Origin of the sequence: Jutongia huaianensis, assembly GCF_014384985.1 — a bacterium.
GTDB lineage: Bacteria > Bacillota > Clostridia > Lachnospirales > Lachnospiraceae > Jutongia > Jutongia huaianensis.
Genome location: NZ_JACRSX010000002.1, coordinates 121,473 through 146,989 on the forward strand (window position 1 = coordinate 121,473; position 25,517 = coordinate 146,989).

Consider the following 25,517-nt stretch of genomic DNA (forward strand, 5'->3'; position numbering starts at 1 on the left):
GGAGGATGACAATGATAAACATAAATGAAGTGTTAGAGACCAATAATATGATCGAGAAAGAAAATCTCGATGTGCGTACCATTACGATCGGTATCAGTCTTCTGGAGTGTATTGATAGCGATCTGGATGCGTTAAATGAAAAGATCTATAATCGTATTACGACTGTGGCAAAGAATCTGGTACCAACCGGACAGGCGATTGAGCGTGAGTATGGAATTCCCATTGTAAATAAGAGAATTTCAGTGACTCCGATCGCATTGGTGGGTGGCGCCGCATGCAAGAAGCCGGAGGATTTTGTGACGATCGCAAAGACTCTGGATCGTGCAGCCAAGACCCTTGGAATCAATTTTATCGGTGGATACAGTGCCCTTGTGTCAAAGGGAATGACCGAGGCGGACGAACTGTTGATCCGTTCTATTCCGCAGGCTCTGGCAGAGACGGATTTTGTCTGCAGCTCTGTTAACCTGGGCTCTACCAAGACCGGACTGAATATGGATGCAGTCAAGATGATGGGTGAGATTATCCTGCAGGCAGCAGAATATACAAAAGAAAACGACAGCATTGGCTGTGCAAAGCTGGTAGTATTTTGTAATGCGCCGGATGACAATCCGTTTATGGCAGGTGCCTTTCATGGTGTTACGGAGGCGGATGCTATTATCAATGTCGGTGTCAGCGGACCAGGTGTTATGAGAAAGGCATTAGAGGCAGAGCATGGTACGGACTTTGGTTCTCTTTGTGAAACGGTGAAAAAGACAGCGTTTAAGATTACCCGTGTAGGTCAGCTTGTTGCAAGAGAGGCATCCAGAAGATTAAATATTCCATTTGGTATTATTGATCTTTCTCTGGCTCCGACTCCGGCGATCGGTGACAGTATTGCTGATATCTTTGAGGAGATGGGACTGGAACGAGCCGGTGCTCCGGGTACTACAGCAGCCCTTGCTCTTTTGAATGATCAGGTGAAAAAAGGCGGCGTTATGGCATCTTCTTATGTGGGCGGCTTAAGTGGCGCATTTATTCCGGTCAGTGAAGATCAGGGCATGATCAATGCCGTTGTGGATGGAGCGTTGACTTTAGAGAAGCTTGAGGCTATGACCTGCGTATGTTCGGTAGGTCTTGATATGATTGCCATTCCGGGAGATACTAAGGCAACTACAATTTCCGGTATTATTGCGGATGAGATGGCGATCGGTATGGTGAATCAGAAGACAACGGCTGTGCGTCTGATTCCGGTAATTGGCAAGAAAGTTGGGGATACCGTCGAGTTTGGTGGCTTATTGGGATATGCACCGGTAATGCCGGTCAATTCCTTTGACTGCAGTGCGTTCATTAACAGAGGCGGACGTATTCCTGCGCCAATTCACAGCTTTAAGAATTAAATTCAAATGGGACAGGGTACGGCTCTGTCCTGTTGTGATTTAACAAAACAAAATGGAGATTCATATGAAGGACAAAGACAAAAAAGAGATTCCGGAAATTTCGGACGATATGCCGAAGCAGAGAAAACTGCCTGTTTGGGCAAAGATTGTGATCGGTGTGGTGGCAGCACTTGCTGTTATTATCGGGATTGCTTATGGTGTGTTCAGCTATAATTATGGCAAGATTTATGTTAAAAATAACGATAATGAAAAAGCACAGGAAGAGTATTTCGACCAGGATACCGGCATTGAAGATCTGAAAGAGATTGATCCGGATAAGATTCATCTGGACAGTGCAGACAGCGTGAGCCAGTCAAAGGACGTGATCAATATTCTTGTCTGTGGCGAGGAAGCCATCGGAGGAGGCCGGGGCAGAACGGACAGCATTATGATCGCTACGGTGAACCGAAAGGATGGTGCGCTGCGTCTGACTTCGATCATGCGTGATACTTATGTGCAGATACCGGGTTTTTCGGACAATAAGATCAATGCGGCATATCACAATGGCGGCATGAAGACGCTTCTAAAAACAATCCATAAAAACTTCGGTATTGACGTGGATGGATATGTACTTGTGAATTTTGATTCCTTCCAGCAGGTGATCGAGGCCCTGGGCGGTGTAGATATCAAGCTGGCAGAGGATGAGGTGGCATATCTGAATAAGACCAACTATATTTCAGAAAGATCAAACCGTACGCTTCATGTGGGTGTGAATCATATGAATGGCAATCAGGCACTGGGCTATGCGCGGATCCGTTATGTACAGAAGGATGGACAGTACGGAGATTTTGCAAGAACACTTCGCCATCGTACCGTAATGTCGGCAATTTACAAAAAGCTGATGGACAAATCGGCACTGGAGCTGATCGCTATGGTGCCAAAGCTGATGCCGCTGGTGAAAACCAATATTGACAAGGCAGATCTGGTTAATTATCTGTATCAGGGAGTGGAGGTTCGAAGCCACAATTCCAAGTTAGAGACCCTGAATGTGCCGGTGGAGGGAGCATATAAGATTACCAGAGTCCGCAGTATGTCTGTTATCCTTCCGGATTCCCTGGACAAGAATGTCAGGGCAATGCAGAAATTTATCTATGGAAGTGCATTGGGACAGGAAAACAGTAAGGGGGCGGAAATTACCGTAGGACAGTAAATTATTAGAAAAATACAGGGATTGAGTTAAAAAGATTAAAATTGTATACAATTATACATTGACGCAATCCTCGCTTTGTGGTATAAATTTGAAAGGAGATTTTCATATTTTACTAAGTATTACCAAGGAAAGGGGCAATTATTATGTCATTAGAATTATCCAGAAAAGCAGCAGCGGTAAAGCCATCTTCTACATTGGCGATTACTGCAAAGGCAAAGGAACTGCGTGCGCAGGGGAAGGATGTTGTAGGCTTCGGCGCAGGAGAGCCGGATTTTAATACACCGGAGAATATCTGTGATGCTGCAATTCAGGCAATTCATGATGGATTTACAAAATATACACCGGCTTCCGGAACGAATGAGCTCAAGGAAGCTGTTTCCAGGAAATTTAAGTCATTTAATGGACTTGATTATGCACCGGATCAGATTGTGATCAGCAATGGAGGAAAACATTCTCTGACCAATATTTTTACAGCACTGATCAATCCGGGAGATGAGGTGATCATTCCGGCACCATTCTGGCTCAGTTATCCTGAGATCGTTAAACTGGCCGGCGGTGTACCGGTGATCGTAAAGACCACCAAGGAGCAGAGCTACAAGCTGCAGGCAGAGGATCTGAAAAAAGCCATTACCGATAAGACAAAGGCTGTTGTACTGAATACACCAAACAATCCTACCGGAATGCTTTATACGGAGCAGGAGCTTCGTGCTATCGCTGATGTGGTAGTAGAGAGTGATATTTATGTGGTTGCCGATGAGATGTATGAAAATCTTGTTTATGGCGATCAGAAGCATATCAGCATTGCCTCCTTTGGTAAGGAAATTTATGACAGAACCATTACATGTAGTGGTCTTGCAAAGAGCTATGCGATGACAGGATGGAGAATTGGTTATACAGGATCTTCTAAGGAGATCGCAAAGATGATGAGCAGTGTACAGAGTCATCAGACCTCCAATCCGAACTCTATTGCACAGAGGGCTGCTGTAGAGGCTCTGAACGGTCCACAGGATTCCGTGGCAAAGATGCATGCAGAGTTTGATAAGCGTCGTCAGTATATGTATCAGAGAATCTGTGCAATGCCTTATGTAAGCACGATTGAGCCGATGGGTGCATTTTATGTATTCGTGGATGTCAGCGATGTTCTCGGTAAGGATTATAAGGGAACAAAGATCGAGGATACCTCCAAGATGGCAGAGATTTTGATTGAAGAGTACAATGTAGCAGTAGTTCCGTGTGCTGATTTTGGATTTGCGGATCATATCCGTCTGTCTTATGCAATCTCGCTGGAGCAGATTGAGAAGGGACTTGATCGTATCGAGACCTTCCTGAAGGAATTGAAATAATATATGAAAGAGATAAAAATGCCGGCATTTATGAAGGATGCCGGGAATACAAAAGCGCATAGTATGTGGAGAGAGATGGCAATCTTTATCCTGCTGTATGTGATATCTATTTTTGTAGAAGCCATGGCCATGGTGCCAGGGCTTCTCGTATATATAGCCAGCAGACCGGAGGCGGCATCCTGGTTTGAAAGAGCCGGCAGTTCTGATGTGACAGGAGGCTTATGGAACGGCAGTGTGGATATGGATAAATACAGTGCGTTGCTGCAGGCACAGCCGGAATGGCTGTTGATCTATACGTTGTTTGCAGAGATTTTATTGATCGCACTGTACGTCGGATACTGCCGTTTGATTGAGAAACGCTCTTTTTCCTCTATGGGATTTACCAGAGGGCATATTCTAGTTCAATATATCAAGGGACTTTTGTGGGCAGTTGTTCTTTTTGGAGGAGCCTATCTGTTCTGCATAGGAACCGGGGCCGTGCATTTCGGGGGAGTGTCAGCGGACATGATACCGGGTTATATCGTGCTTTACTTTGTAGGATATATGATACAGGGGATGGCAGAGGAAGTGATTTGCAGAGGATATCTTCTGGTTTCTCTTTCACGGAATCATTCGGTCTGGTACTCTGTGGTCATCAGTAGTGGCGTATTTATGGCAATGCATATGAGCAATGATCATATGACATTTCTGGCATTTATCAATATATTCCTGTGTGGATTGCTGTTTGGTCTGATCTTTGTGGAACGAGGAAATATCTGGATGGTGGCAGCACTTCATTCCGGATGGAATTTTCTGCAGAACAATATTTTTGGAATACCGGTCAGTGGCATGGCACAGGGAAATTCTGTCTTTCTTACCTCCTTTACTGAGGGAAGAAGTCTGATCAGTGGCGGAGCCTTTGGAGTCGAAGGCGGTATTGCGGTAACAGCAGTACTTGCTGTGGGAATTTATATCACATATCGCCGTATGGAGAAAAAGGGGATGCTGGTGGAGCCGGAGCAGTTGGAAAATCCGGGTCAGATGTTTACCGGAGAAGCTCCCCGGCAGGAAAGAACGGAAAAAGCACCTGAATCTGCCGATGAGCAGAAGGAAGAGGTGGAATACACGTCTATGCCTTTAAATCTGGACACCTTGAATCGTATTGAAACACAAAAGCGGGAGGCGGGAATTCTGACAAAGTCATCAGGAAAACAGATCACATATCCGAGAAGTACTGTGTTTAATGCGGATTATTTCAGGGAAAAGGATGAGGAGTAAAACATCGCAAATAAATAATTAGAAATAAATAAGGGATACAGATGATATCATCTGTATCCCTTATTGCCGCATCGCCATCTGCCGGAAGCAGGCTCCCGCATCTGTCTATGCGTCATGCTCACTTTTGCCTTCGCGCGTATTTGATGCTGTAGTTGACAGGGCTCAGGCCAAAAGTTTGAAAAAGCAAGGCTTTTTCAAACTCGCGGGCGCGTTCTCATGCCGCATTGCCATCTGCCGGAAGCAGGCTCCCACATCTGTCTATGCGTCATGCTCACTTTTGCCTTCGCGCGTATTTTATGCTGTAGTTGACAGGGCTCAGGCCAAAAGTTTGAAAAAGCAAGGCTTTTTCAAACTCGCGGGCGCGTTCTCATGCCGCATCGCCATCTGCCGGAAGCAGGCTCCCACATCTGTCTATGCGTCATGCTCACTTTTGCCTTCGCGCAGGTTTTTGACAGCAGTGGAAAGCATCAGCTTGATACGATTCAACTGGTTTACCTCGCTGGCACCCGGATCGTAGTCAACGGCTACGATATTGGATTCCGGATACTGGCGGCGCAGCTCTTTAATAACACCCTTACCTACCACATGGTTTGGCAGACAGCCAAATGGCTGGGTACATACGATATTTGGCACGCCGGAATGGATCAGCTCCAGCATTTCGCCGGTCAGGAACCATCCTTCCCCGGTCTGGTTACCGCCACTGACGATCGGCTCTGCATATTCTGCCAGCTTATTGATTCTTGTGGTTGGCTCGAAACGATTGCTGGCAGCCAGAGCGTCATTGGCAACCTTACGGTAATGTTCCAGATAGGAGATCAGGAAGTTGTTAATATGTGCAGAAGATTTCTTTTTGCCAAGGTATTCTGCCTTGAAGTTGGCATTATACAGGCTGTACATAAAGAAGTCCAAAAGATCAGGACAAACTGCCTCTGCACCTTCTGCTTCCAGAAGCTCTACCAGATAATTGTTTGCCAGTGGAAGGAATTTGACAAGGATTTCTCCTACAATACCAACACGAGGCTTTTCGATATCTTTTAGTGGAAGCTCATCAAATTCTTTAATGATCTGACGGATATTCTTCTTAAATTCTGATTTATTTCCATTGCGGACGGCTCTCTGGGCTATGGCTCTCCATTTTTCGTGAAGGGCATTGGCTGAGCCGGGAACCGCTTCATAAGGTCTTGTCTTATAGAGAACACGCATAAATACATCACCGTAGATCAATGCCTGGATTGCACGGTGTGCCATCTTCAGATTAATCTTTAAACCGGGGTTTTTCTCGATGCCGGCGCTCATAGAAACAACCGGAATCTGTCCCATACCGGCTTTTTCCAACGCACGTCTTATGAAACCGATATAATTGGTAGCACGGCATCCGCCGCCGGTCTGGGTAATGATCAGTGCCACCTTATCCAGATCGTACTCTCCGGATAACAGTGCTTCCATAAACTGACCAATGACGATCAGCGACGGATAGCAGGCGTCATTATTGACATATTTCAGGCCATAATCAACAGCGGCCGGTGTGCTAGGCAGGATTTTCAGTTTATAACCGCAGGATGCCAATGCCGGCTCCAGAATATCAAAATGAATTGGAGACATCTGCGGCACCAGGATCGTGTATTCCTTGCGCATTTCTTCTGTAAAGATAACTCTGTGATGTGCTGTATCCACATCTGGCTGTGGCTGTATATCCTTGGCGGCACGTTCCTTGACAGCCGCCAGCAGGGAACGGATACGGATTCTTGCCGCTCCCAGATTATTCACTTCATCAATCTTTAATACGGTATAGATCTTGTTACGTTTCGTCAGAATATCGCTGACCTGATCTGTTGTTACGGCATCCAGACCACAGCCAAAGGAATTCAATTGAATTAAATCAAGATTTGACTGCGTGCTTACGAATGATGCTGCCTGATACAGACGGGAATGATACATCCACTGATCCATAACGATGGTTGGCCGGTCTACTTTGCCGAGATGTGAGATACTGTCTTCGGTCAGTACGGCAACACCATAGGATGTGATCAGATCAGGAATACCGTGATTGATTTCCGGATCTGTATGATATGGACGTCCGGCCAGAACGATTCCACGGCGGCCGGTTTCTTTCAGATACTGTAATACTTCCTCGCCCTTTTGTTCCATTTCCGTGCGGACTGCCTGCATTTCCTTCCAGGCAGCAGCGGCGGCATGGCGGATCTCATCGGCCGAGATACCGTTTTCCTCGGTGAAATACTCTACCAGACGTTTTGTGGCGATCGCTTCACTTTCCAGGGAAAGAAATGGATTCTGGTATGTAATCTTGTCGTCACGGAGTTCTTCGATATTATTTTTGATATTTTCACCGTAGGAGGTGACGATCGGGCAGTTGTAATGGTTATTGGCGTCCTCTACCTCAGTACGCTCATAAGGAATACAAGGATAGAAGATATAGTCAATGCCCTGACGGATCAGCCAGGTCACATGACCGTGGGCAAGTTTAGCCGGATAACATTCGGATTCACTTGGAATGGATTCAATACCAAGCTCGTAGATCTTACGATTGGATTCCGGCGATACAACGACCCGGTATCCAAGCTCCGTAAAGAAGGTGAACCAGAATGGATAGTTTTCGTACATATTTAATACCCGTGGAATTCCAACGGTGCCCCGGACAGCATGCTCCTCATCAAGAGAAGTATAATGCTGGAAGAGACGTTTGTTTTTGTATTCAAAAAGGTTCGGAATATGATCCTTATTTTTCTCTTTGCCAAGTCCCCGTTCGCATCGGTTTCCGGAAATAAACTGACGACCGCCGGTGAAACGGTTGATGGTGAGGAGACAGTGATTTGTACATCCCTTACATCTTGCCATGGAGGTCTCAAACTTCAGATCATTGATCTGGTCAATGGTAAGCATGGTTGTCTCCTGGCCTTCATAATGGTTTCTGGCGATCAGCGCAGCGCCAAAAGCACCCATGATACCGGCAATGTCCGGGCGGACTGCTTTACAGCCGGAGATGCGCTCAAAGCTTCGAAGTACCGCATCATTATAGAAGGTACCACCCTGAACCACGACCTTTTCGCCCAGATCCTTTGGATCTGTCAGTTTAATAACCTTTAAAAGAGCATTTTTAATAACGGAATAAGCAAGGCCGGCGGAGATATCGGCAACAGATGCCCCTTCCTTCTGCGCCTGCTTTACCTTGGAATTCATGAAAACGGTACAGCGGGAACCTAGATCGATCGGGTTTTGCGCAAACAAAGCAATCTTCGCAAAATCTGCCACATCATAATTCAGAGATTTTGCAAAGGTTTCGATAAAGGAACCGCATCCTGAGGAGCAGGCCTCATTTAACTGAACCTTATCTACGGATTGATTCTTGATCTTAATGCACTTCATATCCTGTCCGCCGATATCAAGAATACAGTCAACATCCGGCTCGAAGAATGCAGCCGCATTGTAGTGGGCAACGGTCTCTACCTCGCCCTCATCCAGGAGCAGGGCAGATTTTAGCAGAGCCTCACCGTAACCGGTAGAGCAGGAACGCACGATCCTGGCACCTTCCGGCATCAATTCATAGATTTCTTTGATAGATTTAATGGCCGTTTTTAACGGGCTGCCGTTGTTATTGCTATAGAAAGAATACAAAAGGCTTCCGTCTTCACCGATCACTGCCACCTTTGTGGTGGTGGAACCGGCGTCAATACCAAGAAAGAGATCTCCTTTATAAGAAGCAAAGTCCCCCTTCTTGACATCATTCTCCGAATGCTTCTTTAAGAAGTCATTGTATTCTGCCTCGTCCTTAAATAAAGGCTCCAGACGGGCAACCTCAAATTCCATATCGATCTTTTTGGCTAAAACATCATTTAACTGGCTGAGAGATGACATACATTCGTCTGTTTTTGCATTCATTGCAGCACCGGATGCCGCAAACAGATGTGAATGCTCCGGTGCAATGATCGCATCTCCGGAAAGGTTTAATGTACGAATAAAAGCCTGTTTTAACTCCGTAAGAAAATGTAAAGGTCCGCCCAGAAATGCGACATTTCCCCGAATCGGCTTACCGCAGGCAAGACCACTGATGGTCTGATTGACTACCGCCTGAAAAATAGAGGCTGACAGGTCTTCTTTGGTAGCTCCCTCGTTGATCAGAGGCTGAATATCTGTTTTGGCAAATACACCGCATCTGGCAGCGATCGGGTAAATAGATTTATAATTTTTGGCGTATTCATTCAGACCGGCGGCATCTGTCTTAAGCAGGGTAGCCATCTGGTCAATAAAGGAACCGGTGCCGCCGGCACAGATTCCGTTCATTCGCTGGTCAATACCACCGGTAAAATATATGATCTTTGCATCCTCACCGCCAAGCTCAATGGCAACGTCGGTATGGGGTGCATAGTCTTTCAGGGATGTTGCTACAGCGACAACCTCCTGAACAAAGGGAACATTCATATGCTTTGAAAGTGTCAGACCACCGGAACCGGTAATAACCGGAGAAACCGGAAGATCTCCCAGCTCCTTTAACGCCTGTTTGATAATGGAAGCAAGTGTCTCCTGAATATTGGCATAGTGACGCTGATAATCAGAAAATATGATCTCACCCTCAGGGTTTAAAATAGCAATCTTTACTGTTGTGGAACCGATATCGATTCCCAGTGTATGACATGGTAATTTCATAAGATATTTCCTTTCTTCCTTCGCTGTCCTTTTTAATAGGAAAATGCGATATCAAAAATATCGCCATATTTTCCTATTATATGACAAAAAAAAATTGATTGCAAGCAGTCTGTCACCAATAACATAAATTGGGAATATAATGAAAAAGGAAAGCATAGAAAGGTGCATGAAAGATATGGAACATTGTAATGGTATTATGCATACAGTCAAATCGGGAGATACTCTGTATTCCATCAGCCTGGAACACAAAGTGCCGCTGGCACTTCTGCTTCGTGCCAATCCTTATGTGGATGTGTATAATCTTCAGATCGGGGAAACAATATGTGTGCCGGTGAAGGGGAATACGCAGGGGGGGATGCCTCCTTATGGCAGTACATGTGCCAAATGGGAGGTAAGAAATGCGGTTCATGTGACAAAGGACAAAATGCAGAGGGAGATGACCGGGGAAACCAGAAAAGAGAAAGAAACGGATGAAATGCAGCCGGCAGAAGAAATGACGGAGACGTCAGGAACATCATCAGAACGGCAACAGGACAATACGGCTGTGGAAGGAACTACATTACAGGATGAGAAAACAGCAGAGACAGTATATGTGACAAAGGAAGGGGACAGTCTGGAAAAAATTCTTGGGGTAGATAAGATCTTACTGCCACCGGGAATGACCCTTTATCGACAAAAGTAGAATAATCTGTGTCTTGACAAAGAAAACGCGTATCAATAGAATAGATGGTATTGGAATATTCATTTCCAATACCATAATTAATGATATGGAATAACAGATGGGAACAGTACCTGCAGATGACCGGAAGCTGCAGGGATAGGAGGGTTATGAATCAATTATTAAATAAACTGGAGCGGAAATATGGAAAATATGCAGTGCCGGATCTGATCAAGTATGTGATCGTGCTGTATTGTGCAGGTGCCGCATTGGGATTGATTGACAATAGAATTTACTATAACTATCTTTCATTGAACGTAGAGGCTGTTCTTCATGGACAAGTATGGAGACTGGTGACATATTTGATCGAGCCATATGGATTTAACACCGGAATGGGATTTATTGTGAGTATTTTGTTCTTTGCGATTCAGGTTAATTTGTTCTTTCTGTTTGGACGGTCACTGGAACGGGCGTGGGGAACATTTCGGTTTAATATGTATTTTATCAGCGGGTGGCTGTTAAATATTGTTGCGGCCTTTATTTTATATGGAGCGATCCATTCCACATATTATATGTCAGGTTTTCAGTATATTTACTGGTCTATGTTTTTTGCTTTTGCGGCAGAAAATTCAAATATGGAATTCTTATTCTGGTTTGTACTTCCGATCAAGGTGAAATGGCTTGCGGTTCTGGATGCGGTATACCTGATCTACTGTGTAGTTGAAAATATTGTATCCGGCTTCTCTTATCTGAGTCAGGGAGGAACTCTTGCTGCTGCGGGAGTATATTTTAGTACCGCACTGGCGATTGTTGTGGCACTGGGGAATTTCCTGATATACTTTTTATCAAGCCGTGATTACCGCAGGATATCGCCGGGAGATATTAAACGCCGGAAACGTTTTAAGAAACAGGTACAGCAGGCGGGCAGACAGAATGGCGGTGCCAGACATCGGTGTGCCGTGTGCGGAAGAACAGAGCTGGACGATGAGACATTGGAATTTCGGTATTGTTCGAAATGTGAAGGAAATTATGAATATTGTTCGGAGCATTTGTTTACCCATCAACATGTCAAAAAGCATGTTTGATATAAATTGATAAAAAAGGAGAAAAACTATGGGGATGATTAATACTGTAGCAATCCTGGGCTTTCTGGCTATGCTTGCTATGTACTTCCCGATCAGCAGTTTTCTGAGGAACAGAAAAGTGGTCGTGGAACAGAGCGGGGCGTCGATTCGTTCCAAAAACAGAAAAAATGCAGGGAAAAGCAGGACAAAAAACAAGACAGAGGTTGTAAAACTTGCCAATCCACAGGATCGTTCCATTGGTCTGACGATATTTGTGGCAGTAATGGTAGTTGCATTTTTGCTTCGTGTCATCATTGGCGGAGTGTATCATGGCCATGAACAGGATATGAGCTGCTTTATTGCATGGGCAGACATGGTTTACAATGATGGTTTTCATAAATTTTATGAGACAATGACCGAGGGATATCCACCTGGATATATTTATATTTTATATGTGATTGGATGGCTCCGTCACTTGTTCAGTATTCCGTGGGATTCCGCTATAAGCGATATTCTTACAAAGATGCCGTCCATTCTGACAGATATGGGAATGGGATACCTTATTTATAAGGTTGCATCTGAAAAGTTCCGTGAAACGGGAGCAGCACTTCTGGCAGCAGTATACCTGTTCTGCCCGGCAATCTTGTTAGATAGTGTGGTCTGGGGGCAGACGGATAGTATTTACGTTGTATTTATCGCATGGATGTTTTATCTGATCGCAAAGAAAAAGCTGATTCCATCTTACTTTTTATTTGCATTGGCCATTTTGTTGAAACCCCAGGCAATGATGTTTGCACCGGTGCTGATTTATGGAATTATTGATCATGTCTTTTTGCAGGATTTTAACTGGAAGAAGTTTGGAATCAATCTGGGAATGGGCTTAACAGCAATTCTCTGTATGGTGATCTCTGTGCTGCCTTATGGTCTGCAGAAGGTAATCTCATTATATACCAATACAGTGGGATCTTTTGAGTATGCATCGGTTAATGCCTACAATTTCTGGACTCTTTGTGGCAAAAACTGGATCAGCCAGGGGGAAGCAAAGCTTGGGCTTACCTATCAGACATGGGGTACGATTTTCATTCTGCTGATCATCATTGCGACGGTGTTTATCAGCTTCCGTTGTAAAAAGACAGAAGCAAAGTACAGCTATATCGGCGCTGTTCTGATCATTGGAATTTTTATGTTTTCTGTACGTATGCACGAGAGATATATGTATCCGGCAATGGCGTTTTTACTTCTGGCATATGTAATGAAGCCGAGAAGAGATGTATTTATCTTATATTGTCTGTCGGCAATGCATTTCTTTTACAATGTGGCGCATGTGCTGTTTAAGTATGATGCGGCAAATTATGACTGGCATAGTCCGATCCTGTTCTCCATTTCTCTGTTGGGAATGGTTGTATTTGGCTTTATGGTATATACTACTGTTCGCCATTATTGGAAATATGAAACAGAGGAGCAGGAAAAGGAGATCATCACCAGAGAAACTACGTTCAAGAAAGTCTCCGTTGAAAAGGCTGAGAAGAAGCCGGTGATCCGCCCTTCTTCCAAGCTGGCAAAGATGACCAAAAAAGACTATATCGCGATGGGGATCATTACGCTGGTTTATGCGGTGATCGCATTTGTGCATCTGGGCAGTCTCAAGGCTCCGGAAACAGAATATTCTGTAGTGACAAATGGAGCCGTTGTAGCGGATCTGGGTCAGGATATCAGTCTTGGAAAGATGGCAGAGTACCTCGGTTATCAGAATAATCCCAAATATCTCGTGGATTATTCGTCAGATGGCACAAACTGGAATACTTTGTACGGGGCAGATAATCCATGGGATGCCGGCTCTGTATTTTGCTGGAATTACACGGATTTAAATGTTACGGCCCGCTATATCAGAATATCACCGGCAGCGGATACAGTGAACGACAGTATGATGGAGCTTGTATTTACAGATACGGAAGGAAATGTAGTAACACCGGTAAATGCAGCAGATTATCATAATCTGTTTGATGAGCAGGATATGTATGCTTCGCGGGCAACAAATCTGAACGGTACATATTTTGACGAGATCTATCACGGCAGGACAGCTTATGAGATGATCCATAAATTATACTGCTATGAAAATACACATCCGCCATTAGGTAAAGAGCTGATCGCAGTAGGTGTATTGATCTTTGGTATGTGTCCGTTTGGCTGGAGATTTATGGGTACCCTTTTTGGTGTGCTGATGGTACCGATCATTTACAATTTCTCCAAGAAGTTTTTCAAGGAAACCTGGATCAGTATTGTGACGACGATTCTGTTTGCGTTTGACTTTATGCACTTTGTTCAGACGAGAATCTCCACGATTGACGTGTATGTTACCCTGTTTATTATGCTTTCCTATTTCTTTATGTATTGTTATACAAGGATAAGCTTTTTTGATACAAAACTGTCGAAGACATTGATTCCACTGGGACTGTGTGGATTTTCCATGGGACTCAGCTGGGCATCAAAATGGACAGGTATTTATTCGGCGATCGGTCTTGCCATCATTTTCTTCGCACAGATGATCCGGCGTTTTCGGGAATATATTTATGCGGCAAAGAATCCGGGGGGGAAGACCGGGGAGATTTCACATCAGTACATTGTGAAGAATTTCCACAAAAAGTTAATCATTACGTTACTGTGGTGCTGTGTGTTCTTTATTGTGGTTCCGGCAGTCATTTATGTTCTGTCATATATTCCGTTTAACGATGGTACGGACAGGGGCCTGATCCAGAAAGTGATCGAAGCACAGAAGACCATGTACAATTATCACAGCAATTTGGATGCCACACATCCATATGGTTCCAAATGGTATCAGTGGCCGATCATGTACCGCCCGATCTGGTATTATTCCGGAGTGGTATCGGATACGGTTCGAGAGGGAATCAGCGCATTTGGAAATCCGCTGGTATGGTGGGCCGGTATTCCTGCTTTTGCCTTTATGCTTTACAGAATGTTTGTGAAAAAGGATCGTAAAGCGGCATTCTTAAGTGTGGGATATCTTTCTCAGTATGCACCTTGGTTTAAGGTTACACGAGTGGTATTTATCTATCACTATTTCCCAAGTGTGCCATTTGTTACGGTAATGGTTGGTTATAGCATGTATCTGATCGTAAAGAAGTATCCGAAAGTACGGAAGCTGGCATATGTCTATACCGCTCTTGCAGTTGGACTGTTTATTATGTTCTATCCGGTGTTAAGTGGTACGCCGACGACGATACATTATGTGACCACATATTTGAAGTGGTTTGAAAACTGGGTATTATTACAGACCTGGTAAAATAAATAAGAGATCCGCAGAAATCTGCGGATCTTGCCATCGTTTCCGGTGGTAGAATGGAGTTTAAGTATGAGTACAAGGATACGTGAAAGCGTAAAAAAAATATCGCACGGTACAGATCTGGAGAAGGCATTGCCGGAATATCTGGAGCAGGCGATGGATATTCATGACAGCCACGCAAGACTGAAATTTATGATGGAATATTATGTATTTTATGAAATGATTTCAGAGGGGATCAATCCATATATTGACTCTGCAAAGGATATTGCAGATGCGCTGCATCAGGCGGTACGTGTGCTGATGGATCCGGACGGTTTTGATGAGACGGAGCGCAAAAAGCAGGGAGAAGTGCTGGTAGATCTCCGTGGACAGGTTACTGACCGGATGCAGGTGTTGACGGCATATGTGGATCGGTTTGTTATTTACGAATACATTTTAAACCGTCTGCAGTATCGTTTTGAGGATCAGGAGGTTATTGCAGAGGACAGCGTCTTTGCCCGGGAGGTATTGAATTTTATTTTCTCGACAAAGGACAATATGGCGATTAACGATAATATTCGTATGGTCATTGGCCAGCTTCCGGTGCGTATGACGAGAAGTCATTATTTTGATCTGATCCGGGACAGTATCTCTGTTTATAAGGGATCGGACCGTAGTGCGTTAGATGGACATCTTTATATGTTCCGAACCAATGCTATGTTGTATCATACAGAGGATATGGAGAAATATTTTACAGAGTTTGTCCCTGTTATGAAGGAGTTTGATGAGCTGGATTACGAAAAGATGACAGGGGAGATGTATCAGATATATGCGGAAAAGCTTAGAGTTAATGCTTCAAAGCTGAATGATATATCCGATCTTTATATGCTGATCCAGAAATTAATTAACGGAGCCTATTCCATGTATTTAACCAATGGTGGTGCAGAGGCAGCAGATAAGATTCCGGCGGCGCAGTTTGTGATCCGTGGAGTTAATGATCTGTTTTTGCATCAGGAAAGTGATATCTGGGGTGAGGAACCGGTTCCGGAGACAGAGGAAGAAAAGCTGTATCAGCTGGGAGAGCATTTTCCGGAGATCGAAGGAATGCAGGAGCGTATTTATGAATCCATGAATACAGCAGATGCGGTTCTTGAAGAAACTATGAAAACCCGGAGGGAAATCATCGCGCAGCTTGGACTGGAGGATTCTTTCCAGGCGTTACAGCAGTTAGTTCAGCTTTCCTCCGGAAGCGACTTTGTGGAGCTGGAATGGAAGGATGAGGAAGAAAAGGTGACGCCGGAGGATGCGGAGAAAGCAGCAGAGGAACTGGTTTCGGAACTTAAACAGGCATTTAAGGGACAGTCTCGTCTGGTACGCCGGGCAATTATGGCAAACACTCTGGAAAAGATCCCGGTTTTTTTCTCTACGCCTCAGGAGGTGGCAGATTATATCAGTCAGTCGTTAAGCCTTTGTGATGATGAAGCAGAAAAATATGCATCAAAGCAGTTGATTCAGGAAATGATGGGATAGATTCTGCAGAAAGGGAGAGAAGTATGCTGCATTGGAGTTCAAAAATGTATCTGGACGCAGACCTGGTGCCTCAAAAGAAACGATATCAGAAACTTCTCGAAAAAAAGAAACGAACCAGGTCATTATATTGTATTACATTGCCGGTGAATGGGAAAAATATGATGGAGATATATTCCTCCGGGGAGCTGTGGTTTCGCTGGTATCAGGAACGGGAGCTTACGGTGATCGGACTGGCGGGAAGCCGGGAAAAGGCACAGCGTCTGGCGGCTCAGATCTGCCTTGACACGGTCTGCAGAGAAGGTGATATCTCGCCCGGAATCGTTCGTGAATATTTTCAGGATGCCATAAAATAAATGGTCTGATGCCGGGAGGAGGTGCGGAAATGATCCTATTGACAATACTGAAGTGGCTGGGAATTGCACTGTTATGCGTTCTTGCCCTGCTGTTGGTGTTGTGTATGTGTATATTATTCGTACCGGTACGGTATCACATATCTGTAACCTGTATGGACCGGTGGAGTGCTCATGGTGTGGTGAGCTGGATGTTTCATATCCTGCATCTGTCCTTTGATACAGATGGAAAGAAGGGAACAAGGCTCAGGATCTTTGGATTTCCGGTGTCTGCCAGAGAAAATGCAGGGAGCAGAAAAAGAAAACGCAAGAAAAAGGCATCCGGGGTGCCGGCAGGATCCCGTGAACCATCTCAAAAGGAGCCGGAAAAGGACTTTGGAAAACCGGAAGTGTCATTGACGGAAGTTAAGCAGATGCACAAGGAGCCGGAGTCTATGGAAAATGAAACCATGGAACCATCCGGAAAGAAAAAAAGGTCCCGTTTTATTGCGTTGAGAAACAGAGTGAAAAAATTCTTCTTGTCAATCAAAGGGATATTCGATAAAATAAAGGCAGTTGACAGAGAAGGTCTGCAGCTGATCCGGCTTTTATTGGTAAATGGGGGAAAGCTGTTAAAGCATATCTTTCCCAAAAAGGTTCGTGGCTGGATTCATTTTGGAACTTCAGATCCGGCACAGACCGGAGAAATTCTGGGTGCTGTAAGTATATTATTTGCAATGTATGGACAGGGAGTCCGGGTGATACCTGATTTTGACCAGGCTGTTTTTGAAGGAAAGGTTGAGCTGCGTGGTTCCCTCATGGGGATTATTTTATTGATCCTTGTGATACGGGTACATCCAATCCGGCTCGTGAGTTATCTGGACGGAAAGTAGGCAGGATGCGCAGAGCATTGTAATACAAGGAAAGGTGTGGTGATAGCATGGGTGACAATAATTTCAATACGGCAGTAGGTTCCCTTTTAAAAGGGATGGAAGGATTTCTTACGACGAAAACAGTGGTAGGAGATGCCGTTCGTTTTGATGATGGAACGATCATTTTGCCGCTGGTAGATGTGAGCTTTGGTGTAGGAGCAGGCTCTTTTTCTGAAAATGGCAAGAAGAACAATGCCGGTGGAGGAATGGGTGGAAAGATCCAGCCAAGTTCCATTCTGATCATTAAGGATGGTCAGACAAAGCTGGTGAATGTAAAGAATCAGGATGCCATCACAAAAGTGCTGGATATGGTGCCTGATTTTGTGGATAAATTCCGATCCGATCAGGGTTCTTCAAAAGAAAAAGAAAAAAATTAAATTTGTTCTTGCATTTTAGATTGTGATTTGGTAGAATAAATTTGTTGTGGCAAAATTAGATAGTCATAATAGTTATTGATAAATGATGACCAGTAGGGTTAAATATGCTAAGGAGGTGCTTACGATGGCAAAATGTGCAGTTTGTGGAAAGAGCGTTCACTTTGGTAACGCAGTAAGTCATTCCCACAGAAGAAGCAACAAGATGTGGAAGCCAAACATCAAGTCTGTTAAGGTCAAGGTGAATGGTGGCACAAAGAAGATGCCGGTATGTACAGGATGTTTACGTTCTGGAGCAGTAGAGCGTGCGTAGGCGCTTTTCGGTATTATAGGTATACAAAAGAAACCGTATCAACGGTTTCTTTTTTTTATATAAATAAAAAATAAAAAAAGTTCTTTCGGAAAGTTGTTTCGTAATGCGAGTTGTAGTACAATTATGGCAAAATGCCGCAGTATGTTATCCGGAGTGAAAGGAGGTTTCGTAATGGGTAATGCAATATATTCTCAGGCAGAGATCATTGCTATGGGCAGACAGTATTATCAGAAGCTTGTCAAGATATGTGGAGATATTGAACAGGAAGGCTACTGGAGACAGGCCGAGTCTGTGATGAAACAGTCGGTATATCAGATCCTGGATCTGTATGTGCAGTCTCTTATGGTAGGACTGGCTGTTCATATGGAGTCCGTCTCCGAGGCCCAGTGGGAATACATGCATAGTATTACGGATTCGGATCCTCTGGAACTGGTTTCCCAGCAAAATAAACTGACCGGTGAAACTATGAAATATGCGGAGAAATATGCGGAGATGCCGCCGGTGCTGATACAGATCTGTGGGGTATTTGATACAAAGGGAGATACAAAATATGCGGCTGTTTTTATGGACACACTGATCAATGTACTGCTTTGTATGATGGAGATGACTGACCGGGCAGACCGGGGAGGACAGGCATATATCCGGGGATTTTTTCAGCAGACAGTCATGTTTGTATGTGCAGAATGCCCGGACAGCACATATGAGGAAAGCTATATATTACATAAATTAAATTCCAGGAAGATTTCTTCCGGAGTTTCATGGCTTATGGGAGAAAGATCACAGAAAGAACAGCCCGGAAAACATAAGAAGGCAAAGAGCAGGATTCAGGAACAGCAGAAAACAGCCCGGCAGGAGTTTGAAAAGGAAAAGCAGCGGATTGAAGAGGAGCAAAGGACAGCAGAAAAGGAATTCCAAAAGGAGAAGCAGAGACTGGAGGAAGAACAGCGGGCTGCCCAGCAGGAGTTCCAAAAGGTAAAAAAGCGTCTGCAGGAGAGAGAAAAAGCGGAGAAGGAAGCAAGGGAAAAAAAGATAGCGGCATTGCTGGAGGAGTTGAACCGCCTTGTGGGACTGGAGGCAGTCAAGGAGGAAATACATTCTCTGGTGAATCTGATCAAGGTCCGGGAAATGCGGGAGAAGATGGATCTTCCGATGATGGACATGTCCTACCATATGGTATTTACAGGGAATCCGGGTACCGGTAAGACTACGGTTGCCAGACTGGTAGCAAGGATTTACCGGGAGCTGGGGATCGTGTCGGGAGGACAGCTTGTGGAAACGGACCGGTCTAGACTGGTGGCGGGCTATGTGGGTCAGACGGCGATCAATGTCCGGGAGGTCGTGGAACAGGCATTGGGAGGTGTACTCTTTATTGATGAGGCATATGCGCTGATCAGCCCGGATGCGTCGAATGATTACGGCTCTGAGGCGGTCGATACCCTTGTAAAGATGATGGAGGATCACAGAGATGATCTGGTGGTGATCGTTGCCGGCTATACAGAAGAAATGAAAAGCTTTTTGCGGAGCAATACCGGTCTGATCTCGCGATTCAATAAATTTATTTCTTTTGAGGATTATACACAGGCACAGCTGTTGGAGATTCTGAAGGTTATGGCCGGACAGGCCGGCATGACAGTGGAGGAGAATGCGTTGAAACGTATCGGACTTCGTCTGGCAGCGATGAATGAGCAGGAGCGGCAGGATTTTGGAAATGCCAGAGGAGTCCGGAATCTTTTTGAAAAAATGATCGTGAATCAGGCAAACCGGCTTGTCACTCTGGAGGAGCCAACAAGGGAGCAGTTAATGACTCTGACAGAGGCAGATGTATGATTGACCACCCTAATGGAATGTGGTACAATAGATAGTATCTTGTGTTGTGTGAATGCACGAAATTCAAAGGAAATGAGGGAATGCAATGAGAGTGATTGCAGGAACGGCGAGACGTTTGAAATTGGAAACTCCGGCAGGACGTCATACCAGACCGACCTCGGATAAGATTAAAGAGACATTATTTAATATTATACAGCAGGATCTGTATGATGCCCGTTTTTTAGATCTGTTCAGCGGCAGTGGCGGTATTGCGATTGAGGCATTGAGCAGGGGAGCGGCAGAGGCAGTATTGGTGGATAATGACAGAGAGGCACTTCGTTGTATCCGGACCAATCTGGCGCATACACATTTTGAGGAGCAGGCCAGAGTTATGGGGATGGACGTGCTTCAGGCGCTGCGGAGACTGGACCAGCAGAGGAAAGCCTTTGACATTATATTTATGGATCCTCCTTACAGTATGGGACTGGAGAGAAGGATTCTTCCATATCTGACAGAGTCGTCTCTGGTTCATGATGATACCAGGATCATTGTGGAGGCATCCATGGAGGATGATCCGATCGTTATGCCACCGGCCTGTGGATGGTATGTGGAGAGGATCAAAGAATATAAAAATAATTGTCATATATTTATTTGTAAGGAACCGGCAGCAGGAGAGGTAGAATAGATATGAGTACAGCAGTATTTCCGGGGAGCTTTGATCCGGTGACTACCGGTCATGTAGATCTGATCTGCCGTGCGTCCCGGATGTTTGACCGGCTTGTGGTAGGGGTTCTGGTCAATAGTGCCAAAGACCCGTTGTTTTCCCAAGAGGAACGGGTGGCAATGCTTCAGGAGATCGTCAAAGATCAGGACAATATCACAGTATGCTCCTTTGAGGGGCTTCTGGTAGATTTTGTGCGGCAGCAGAAGGCAGATGCGATCATCAGGGGACTCCGGTCTTCGGGGGATTTTGAATATGAACTTCCGTTGGCACAGGCCAATTACAAAATGAATCAAAATGCCGACACGGTCTTTTTGGCAACAGCGCCGGAATATTCCTATATTAGTTCCAGTGCGGTGAGAGAGCTGTTGAGATATCAGGCAGATATTTCAGAATATGTACCGGAGACGGTTCTTCATTACATGAAAGAGCAGGGAATGGTATCCAGATAGTTTATCATAATCAATAGATTTGCAGATAGGAGAGAAACGATATGCAGTCAAGCAGAATTGAGCAGGAGATTGATGATATTTTTGAATTTGTAGAGAGTTGTCGTATGCAGAGACTTTCTTCAACGAAGGTAGTTGTTCCTAAGGACGAGCTGTATGATCTGTTGGATGATCTGCGCCGGGATGTGCCGGAGGAGATCAAACGCTATCAGAAGATTCTTCGTCAGAGAGAAGAGATCCTGGATGATGCGGAACAGAAGGCTGCAGCGATTCTTTCTGATGCACAGGAGCAGTATAAAGCACTGGTGGAGGAGCATGCGATTATGCAGGAGGCATATCAGCAGGCGGAGATTACGGTCCGGGAAGCCAATGAGCAGGCGGACCAGATCATTGCCAATGCCAGAGCACAGGCTGCAGAGATTGGCAACGGAGCAATCTATTATACAAAGGATCTTCTGGAAATGTCCGAAAAGACATTGGCGGCAGCGCTGGAGTCTACCAGCAGCAACGCAAGGGCATTAGAGGCAGCCATGCAGGGATATCTGGATGTGATCCGGCAAAATAAGGCAGAGCTTGTGACTGAGGACCCGGATGACAGAGATGCAGGGCAGGAAGCCGCAGCACAGCAGGAGATTATTGAAGAACCGGCAGAGGAATAAACCAAAGACAAGGCTGACGAGAGGAAGGCAAGGGTGAGCATGAACGAGAAAACAGATGTACAGGTGATCATTAATGATAAGCGGTACACCATATCCGGTTATGAAAGCAGTGATTATCTGCAGCATATTGCCAATTATATCAATGAGAAGCTTCAATCGTTTAAAAAGCAGGATGTATATAACCATCTTGATATGGATATGAAAAATATTCTTCTGGCGATTAACTTATCGGATGATTATTTTAAAGCACAGAAGCTGGCAGAGGAAAACAAACAGCAGCAGGGCGAAGTAGAGCAGGAAATGTTCCGGATGAAGCACGAGATCGTATCCCGTGATGAGGAGATGAAAGCCTTAAAGGAGCAGTTAAAAAAGGCTGAGGATCAGGCTGCTGAGCTGGAAAAGAAAACCATCCGTCTCGAGACAGAGATGGAACAGAAAAATCAGGAGCTTGAGCAGAAAGCAAAGGAACTGGACAAAAAGACAAAGGAAATCGATGAAAAAAATAAAGAGCTGCAGCGGCGTGCGGTTATGCCGGCCCAGCAGCCGGTACGGCAGGTGTATAATGCACCGGTCCAGCCGGTCAGAACACAGTCGGTTACAGCACCGGTATCCACGGGAGCTGTAACTCAAAGTAAACCACAGACAGTACCGGTGACGTCACAGAGTAAACCGGAGGCATCTGTTTCTGCGGCGCAGACATCAGTACCCGTGAAACCACAGCAGGCACCGGTTTCCCAGGTGGTATCCAATTCTGCCGGAGCACCATCGGGGCAGACAGCCGGCACAGAGCGTAAGCAGGCTTCGGCAATCAATGCGGCAGCTACGGCAGAAAAGCCGGTAGAGGATGTTATGTCGGGAATACAGCCGGCAAAAGAGGACAAAAAGGATGATAAACAGCCCTCCATCGCCGCGTTTGAATTTGAAGCAGATCCCAAAGAGGAAAATGAACAGACTGGTCAGAACGGTGGAAAGGGTCGGAAAAATTTCAGCTCCAGACGTTCTCAAAATAAGAGAAAATAATTCGAAATTGACCATATAGAAAGGGTGAAACGCAGGTTTTGCCCTTTTTCCAATCAGAGAAGGAGTTTATTATATGAGTTCGGAAAAAGTGCAGTTAAAAAAGCCGGAGATCTTATCGCCGGCAGGATCTATAGAGAGTGTGAGGGCGGCAGTCAATGCCGGGTGTGATGCGATATATATTGGTGGCAGCAGGTTTGGGGCCAGAGCATATGCTGACAATCCTCAGGGGGATCAGATGGCAGAGGTGATCCGTTATTGTCACAGATATGGTGTGAAAGTATATATGACAGTCAATACCCTGTTAAAGGAGCATGAACTGCAGCAGGATCTGTATGACTATATCAGACCGTATTATCTGGAGGGGCTGGACGCTGTGATCGTGCAGGATGTGGGTGTGATGAATTATCTTCATCGGTATTTCCCGGATCTGGAGATTCACGCAAGTACCCAGATGACACTTACTATGGGAGAAAGCACAGAGCTTCTGGAACCGTATGGTGTGACGAGAATTGTTCCGGCAAGAGAGCTTACATTACAGGAGCTGGCACAAATGCGTCAGAGCACCGGTTTAGAGATCGAAGTATTTGTTCATGGAGCTTTGTGTTACTGTTATTCCGGACAGTGTCTTTTCAGCAGTATGCTGGGGGGACGCAGCGGTAACCGTGGACGTTGTGCACAGCCGTGCCGTCAGAGATATTATCTGGAGGGAGAGAAAACGGCGGGATATTACCTGAGTCCCAGGGAGCATTGCAGTCTGGAGCATATCGGTGAGCTGATGAGCATTGGCGTGGATTCCCTGAAGCTGGAGGGGCGTATGAAACGGCCGGAATACGTTGCTCTGACCACAGAGGTATATCGTAAGTATGTAGATCTTTGTGCCTCTCTTGGCACCGGGGAGTTTTCGGAATATCTGAAGGCTCATCAGGATATGTGGCAGGAGGATATGAGACGGCTGGCAGAACTATATAACCGGCAGGGCTTTACTTCGGGATATATGGAAGGCAAAAGCGGCGTCCCATATGAGAATAAGCAGGGAAAGGGAGATATGATCGCACAGAAGCGTCCCAATCATGGTGGTGTTTTGGTTGGGAAAGTCACAGCGGTAGACAAACATATGGTGACCTATCGTCTGGAACGGGAGCTGCATGCACAGGATGTAGTGGAGTTCCGGGATGCCGGACTTTGTCCTTCCTATGAGTATACTCTGGGTGAGGCGAAGAGAGCCGGTGAGCTGGTGAAGGCACGTTATTTGAAGGGAAGCCGGATACGGACAGGAGATCTGGTATATCGCACAAAAGATGCCATGCTTTTGGAGGAGCTCCGTAATAAATATCTGCAAGAGGATCCCAAGCTTTCGGTGAAGATGTATTTTACGGCACAAATGGATCAGCCTATGGAACTGCAGGTGACGGTGATGCAGAATGGCGAAAAGATATCCGGCAGAGTACAGGGAATCCTGTGTCAGAAAGCAGAAAAGAATCCTGCCGGTCCGGAGGATGTCAAAAGGGTGCTGTGCCAGACAGGTGGCACGGTATTTGAGTGCCGGTCCTGTGAAGTAAATCTGCAGGGAGAACTTTTTCTTCCGGTAGGAGCATTAAAGAAGCTGAGAAGAGAAGCTTTGGAAAAGCTGCAGCAAAAGCTGGATCAAAGGGGCGGCAGGGAAATCCTTCCGGAGTGTTATCTGTCAGATAAACCGGACGGGGCATCGGAGAAGGAAGCTGTACACAAGAGCAGAGAAGAAAAAAAGATTGTTTCTGTATTATATGAGTGGCAGGCGGCAATGGCATTGGAAGCACAGGATATTTCCACAATCTATCTGCGAATGGAGCAGATGTCTGATCAGGTGCTTCGGGAACTGATCCGCAGGGGAGCAGAGAAAGGCGTAGAGATGTACCTGATGATGCCTTTGATCTTTCGAAGTGCCGTTTATGAAGCAGAGAAGAAAAAACTTGAAGGTGGAAAAAGTCTTTATGAGATGACAGAGTTGACAGGTTTTGTGGTCCACAATATGGAATCCTTTGTGTTTCTGACGAGAGAAGCAGGGATACAGCCGGACAGGATCATTACAGATGCCAATCTTTATACGGCAAATCGTGAGGCAGTCCGCTGGTGGAAGGAGCAGGGGGTGGCCGGAAGTACATTGCCGCTGGAGCTGACCGGAAAGGAATGTGGAGAGCTGACGGGACAGGACAGACTGGAGGCGGTGATTTACAGCTATATTCCGCTGATGGTTTCCGCACAGTGTATTCACCGTCTGACCAGAGGCTGTGCGATGGAGTCAGGGGACAGGGATCAGCTTTTGCGGATCACAGATGAAAAGAAACGGGGATTTGTTGTATTCAATGGGTGCAAATATTGTTATAATATCATATACCATGAAGCACCGTTGTCTCTTGGTGAGGAGAAGATGGAATTGTGGAAACAGGGAATCCGCAGATTTCGATATGATTTTACCATCGAGGAGCCGGCGCAGATGAGAGAGATTCTTCGGAGCAGACTGCCAAAGGGACAGAAGGGTCATTATTATCTTCCGGTGGAATAGGATCATTGTACTA

General features: G+C 45.4%; 19 protein-coding genes. 18 read left to right on the top strand and 1 reads right to left on the bottom strand.

Annotated elements, in window-relative coordinates; translation table 11 throughout:
• Positions 1–11: 11 nt before the first annotated feature.
• From H8704_RS02615 to H8704_RS02630, 4 genes are all read left to right on the top strand, one after another.
• On the top strand, positions 12–1,376 hold the full coding sequence (locus H8704_RS02615) for a PFL family protein (protein WP_022464612.1): 1,365 nt from the start codon (positions 12–14) through the stop codon (positions 1,374–1,376).
• 64 nt (positions 1,377–1,440) lie between these two features.
• Entirely contained in the window at positions 1,441–2,565 is a 1,125-nt protein-coding gene (locus H8704_RS02620) for an LCP family protein (RefSeq protein ID WP_182439498.1), read from the top strand.
• A 143-nt stretch (positions 2,566–2,708) separates the two neighbouring features.
• Entirely contained in the window at positions 2,709–3,908 is a 1,200-nt protein-coding gene (locus H8704_RS02625) for a pyridoxal phosphate-dependent aminotransferase (RefSeq protein WP_118676662.1), read from the top strand.
• A gap of 3 nt (positions 3,909–3,911) precedes the next feature.
• The gene (locus H8704_RS02630) at positions 3,912–5,165 is read left to right on the top strand and encodes a CPBP family intramembrane glutamic endopeptidase (RefSeq protein ID WP_249297208.1); all 1,254 of its coding nucleotides are present in this window, start codon (positions 3,912–3,914) and stop codon (positions 5,163–5,165) included.
• A 411-nt stretch (positions 5,166–5,576) separates the two neighbouring features.
• Here the strand turns inward: H8704_RS02630 and H8704_RS02635 are convergent, their stop codons facing one another.
• A complete protein-coding gene (locus H8704_RS02635; RefSeq protein ID WP_249297210.1) occupies positions 5,577–9,827 on the bottom strand; it encodes a 2-hydroxyacyl-CoA dehydratase in 4,251 nt (1,416 codons plus the stop codon).
• Between the two features lie 175 nt (positions 9,828–10,002).
• On the opposite strand from H8704_RS02635, the gene H8704_RS02640 reads away from it, so the two are divergent.
• The 14 genes from H8704_RS02640 to H8704_RS02705 all read left to right on the top strand — a co-directional run bounded on the left by H8704_RS02640 (position 10,003) and on the right by H8704_RS02705 (position 25,504).
• Positions 10,003–10,509, top strand: a complete 507-nt coding sequence (locus H8704_RS02640) for a LysM peptidoglycan-binding domain-containing protein (protein ID WP_182439499.1) — start codon at positions 10,003–10,005, stop codon at positions 10,507–10,509.
• A 146-nt stretch (positions 10,510–10,655) separates the two neighbouring features.
• Positions 10,656–11,570, top strand: coding sequence for a derlin (locus H8704_RS02645; protein WP_249297212.1), 915 nt, complete (start codon positions 10,656–10,658; stop codon positions 11,568–11,570).
• Positions 11,571–11,598: 28 nt separating this feature from the next.
• A complete protein-coding gene (locus H8704_RS02650) occupies positions 11,599–14,850 on the top strand; it encodes a glycosyltransferase family 39 protein (protein ID WP_249297213.1) in 3,252 nt (1,083 codons plus the stop codon).
• Positions 14,851–14,919: 69 nt separating this feature from the next.
• The gene (locus tag H8704_RS02655) at positions 14,920–16,359 is read left to right on the top strand and encodes a hypothetical protein (protein ID WP_249297214.1); all 1,440 of its coding nucleotides are present in this window, start codon (positions 14,920–14,922) and stop codon (positions 16,357–16,359) included.
• Positions 16,360–16,382: 23 nt separating this feature from the next.
• A complete protein-coding gene (locus tag H8704_RS02660; RefSeq protein ID WP_022464603.1) occupies positions 16,383–16,712 on the top strand; it encodes a hypothetical protein in 330 nt (109 codons plus the stop codon).
• A 29-nt stretch (positions 16,713–16,741) separates the two neighbouring features.
• On the top strand, positions 16,742–17,581 hold the full coding sequence (locus H8704_RS02665) for a DUF2953 domain-containing protein (RefSeq protein WP_249297216.1): 840 nt from the start codon (positions 16,742–16,744) through the stop codon (positions 17,579–17,581).
• 47 nt (positions 17,582–17,628) lie between these two features.
• The gene (locus tag H8704_RS02670) at positions 17,629–17,997 is read left to right on the top strand and encodes a GerW family sporulation protein (protein WP_022464601.1); all 369 of its coding nucleotides are present in this window, start codon (positions 17,629–17,631) and stop codon (positions 17,995–17,997) included.
• 124 nt (positions 17,998–18,121) lie between these two features.
• Entirely contained in the window at positions 18,122–18,307 is a 186-nt protein-coding gene (gene rpmB, locus H8704_RS02675) for a 50S ribosomal protein L28 (protein WP_022305764.1), read from the top strand.
• 171 nt (positions 18,308–18,478) lie between these two features.
• Complete coding sequence (locus H8704_RS02680; protein WP_022464600.1) at positions 18,479–20,134, top strand: AAA family ATPase; 1,656 nt, start codon at positions 18,479–18,481, stop codon at positions 20,132–20,134.
• Between the two features lie 85 nt (positions 20,135–20,219).
• Positions 20,220–20,798: a 16S rRNA (guanine(966)-N(2))-methyltransferase RsmD gene (gene rsmD, locus H8704_RS02685; RefSeq protein WP_249297218.1), complete on the top strand. Its 579-nt coding sequence runs from the start codon at positions 20,220–20,222 to the stop codon at positions 20,796–20,798.
• 2 nt (positions 20,799–20,800) lie between these two features.
• Positions 20,801–21,286 carry a pantetheine-phosphate adenylyltransferase gene (gene coaD, locus H8704_RS02690; RefSeq protein ID WP_022464598.1) on the top strand — a complete coding sequence of 162 codons (486 nt, stop codon included), beginning with the start codon at positions 20,801–20,803 and terminating at the stop codon, positions 21,284–21,286.
• A 41-nt stretch (positions 21,287–21,327) separates the two neighbouring features.
• Positions 21,328–21,942, top strand: a complete 615-nt coding sequence (locus H8704_RS02695) for a hypothetical protein (RefSeq protein WP_022464597.1) — start codon at positions 21,328–21,330, stop codon at positions 21,940–21,942.
• 39 nt (positions 21,943–21,981) lie between these two features.
• Positions 21,982–22,962: a cell division protein ZapA gene (gene zapA, locus H8704_RS02700; protein WP_249297220.1), complete on the top strand. Its 981-nt coding sequence runs from the start codon at positions 21,982–21,984 to the stop codon at positions 22,960–22,962.
• A 73-nt stretch (positions 22,963–23,035) separates the two neighbouring features.
• On the top strand, positions 23,036–25,504 hold the full coding sequence (locus H8704_RS02705) for a U32 family peptidase (protein WP_249297222.1): 2,469 nt from the start codon (positions 23,036–23,038) through the stop codon (positions 25,502–25,504).
• The last annotated feature ends 13 nt before the right edge of the window (positions 25,505–25,517 follow it).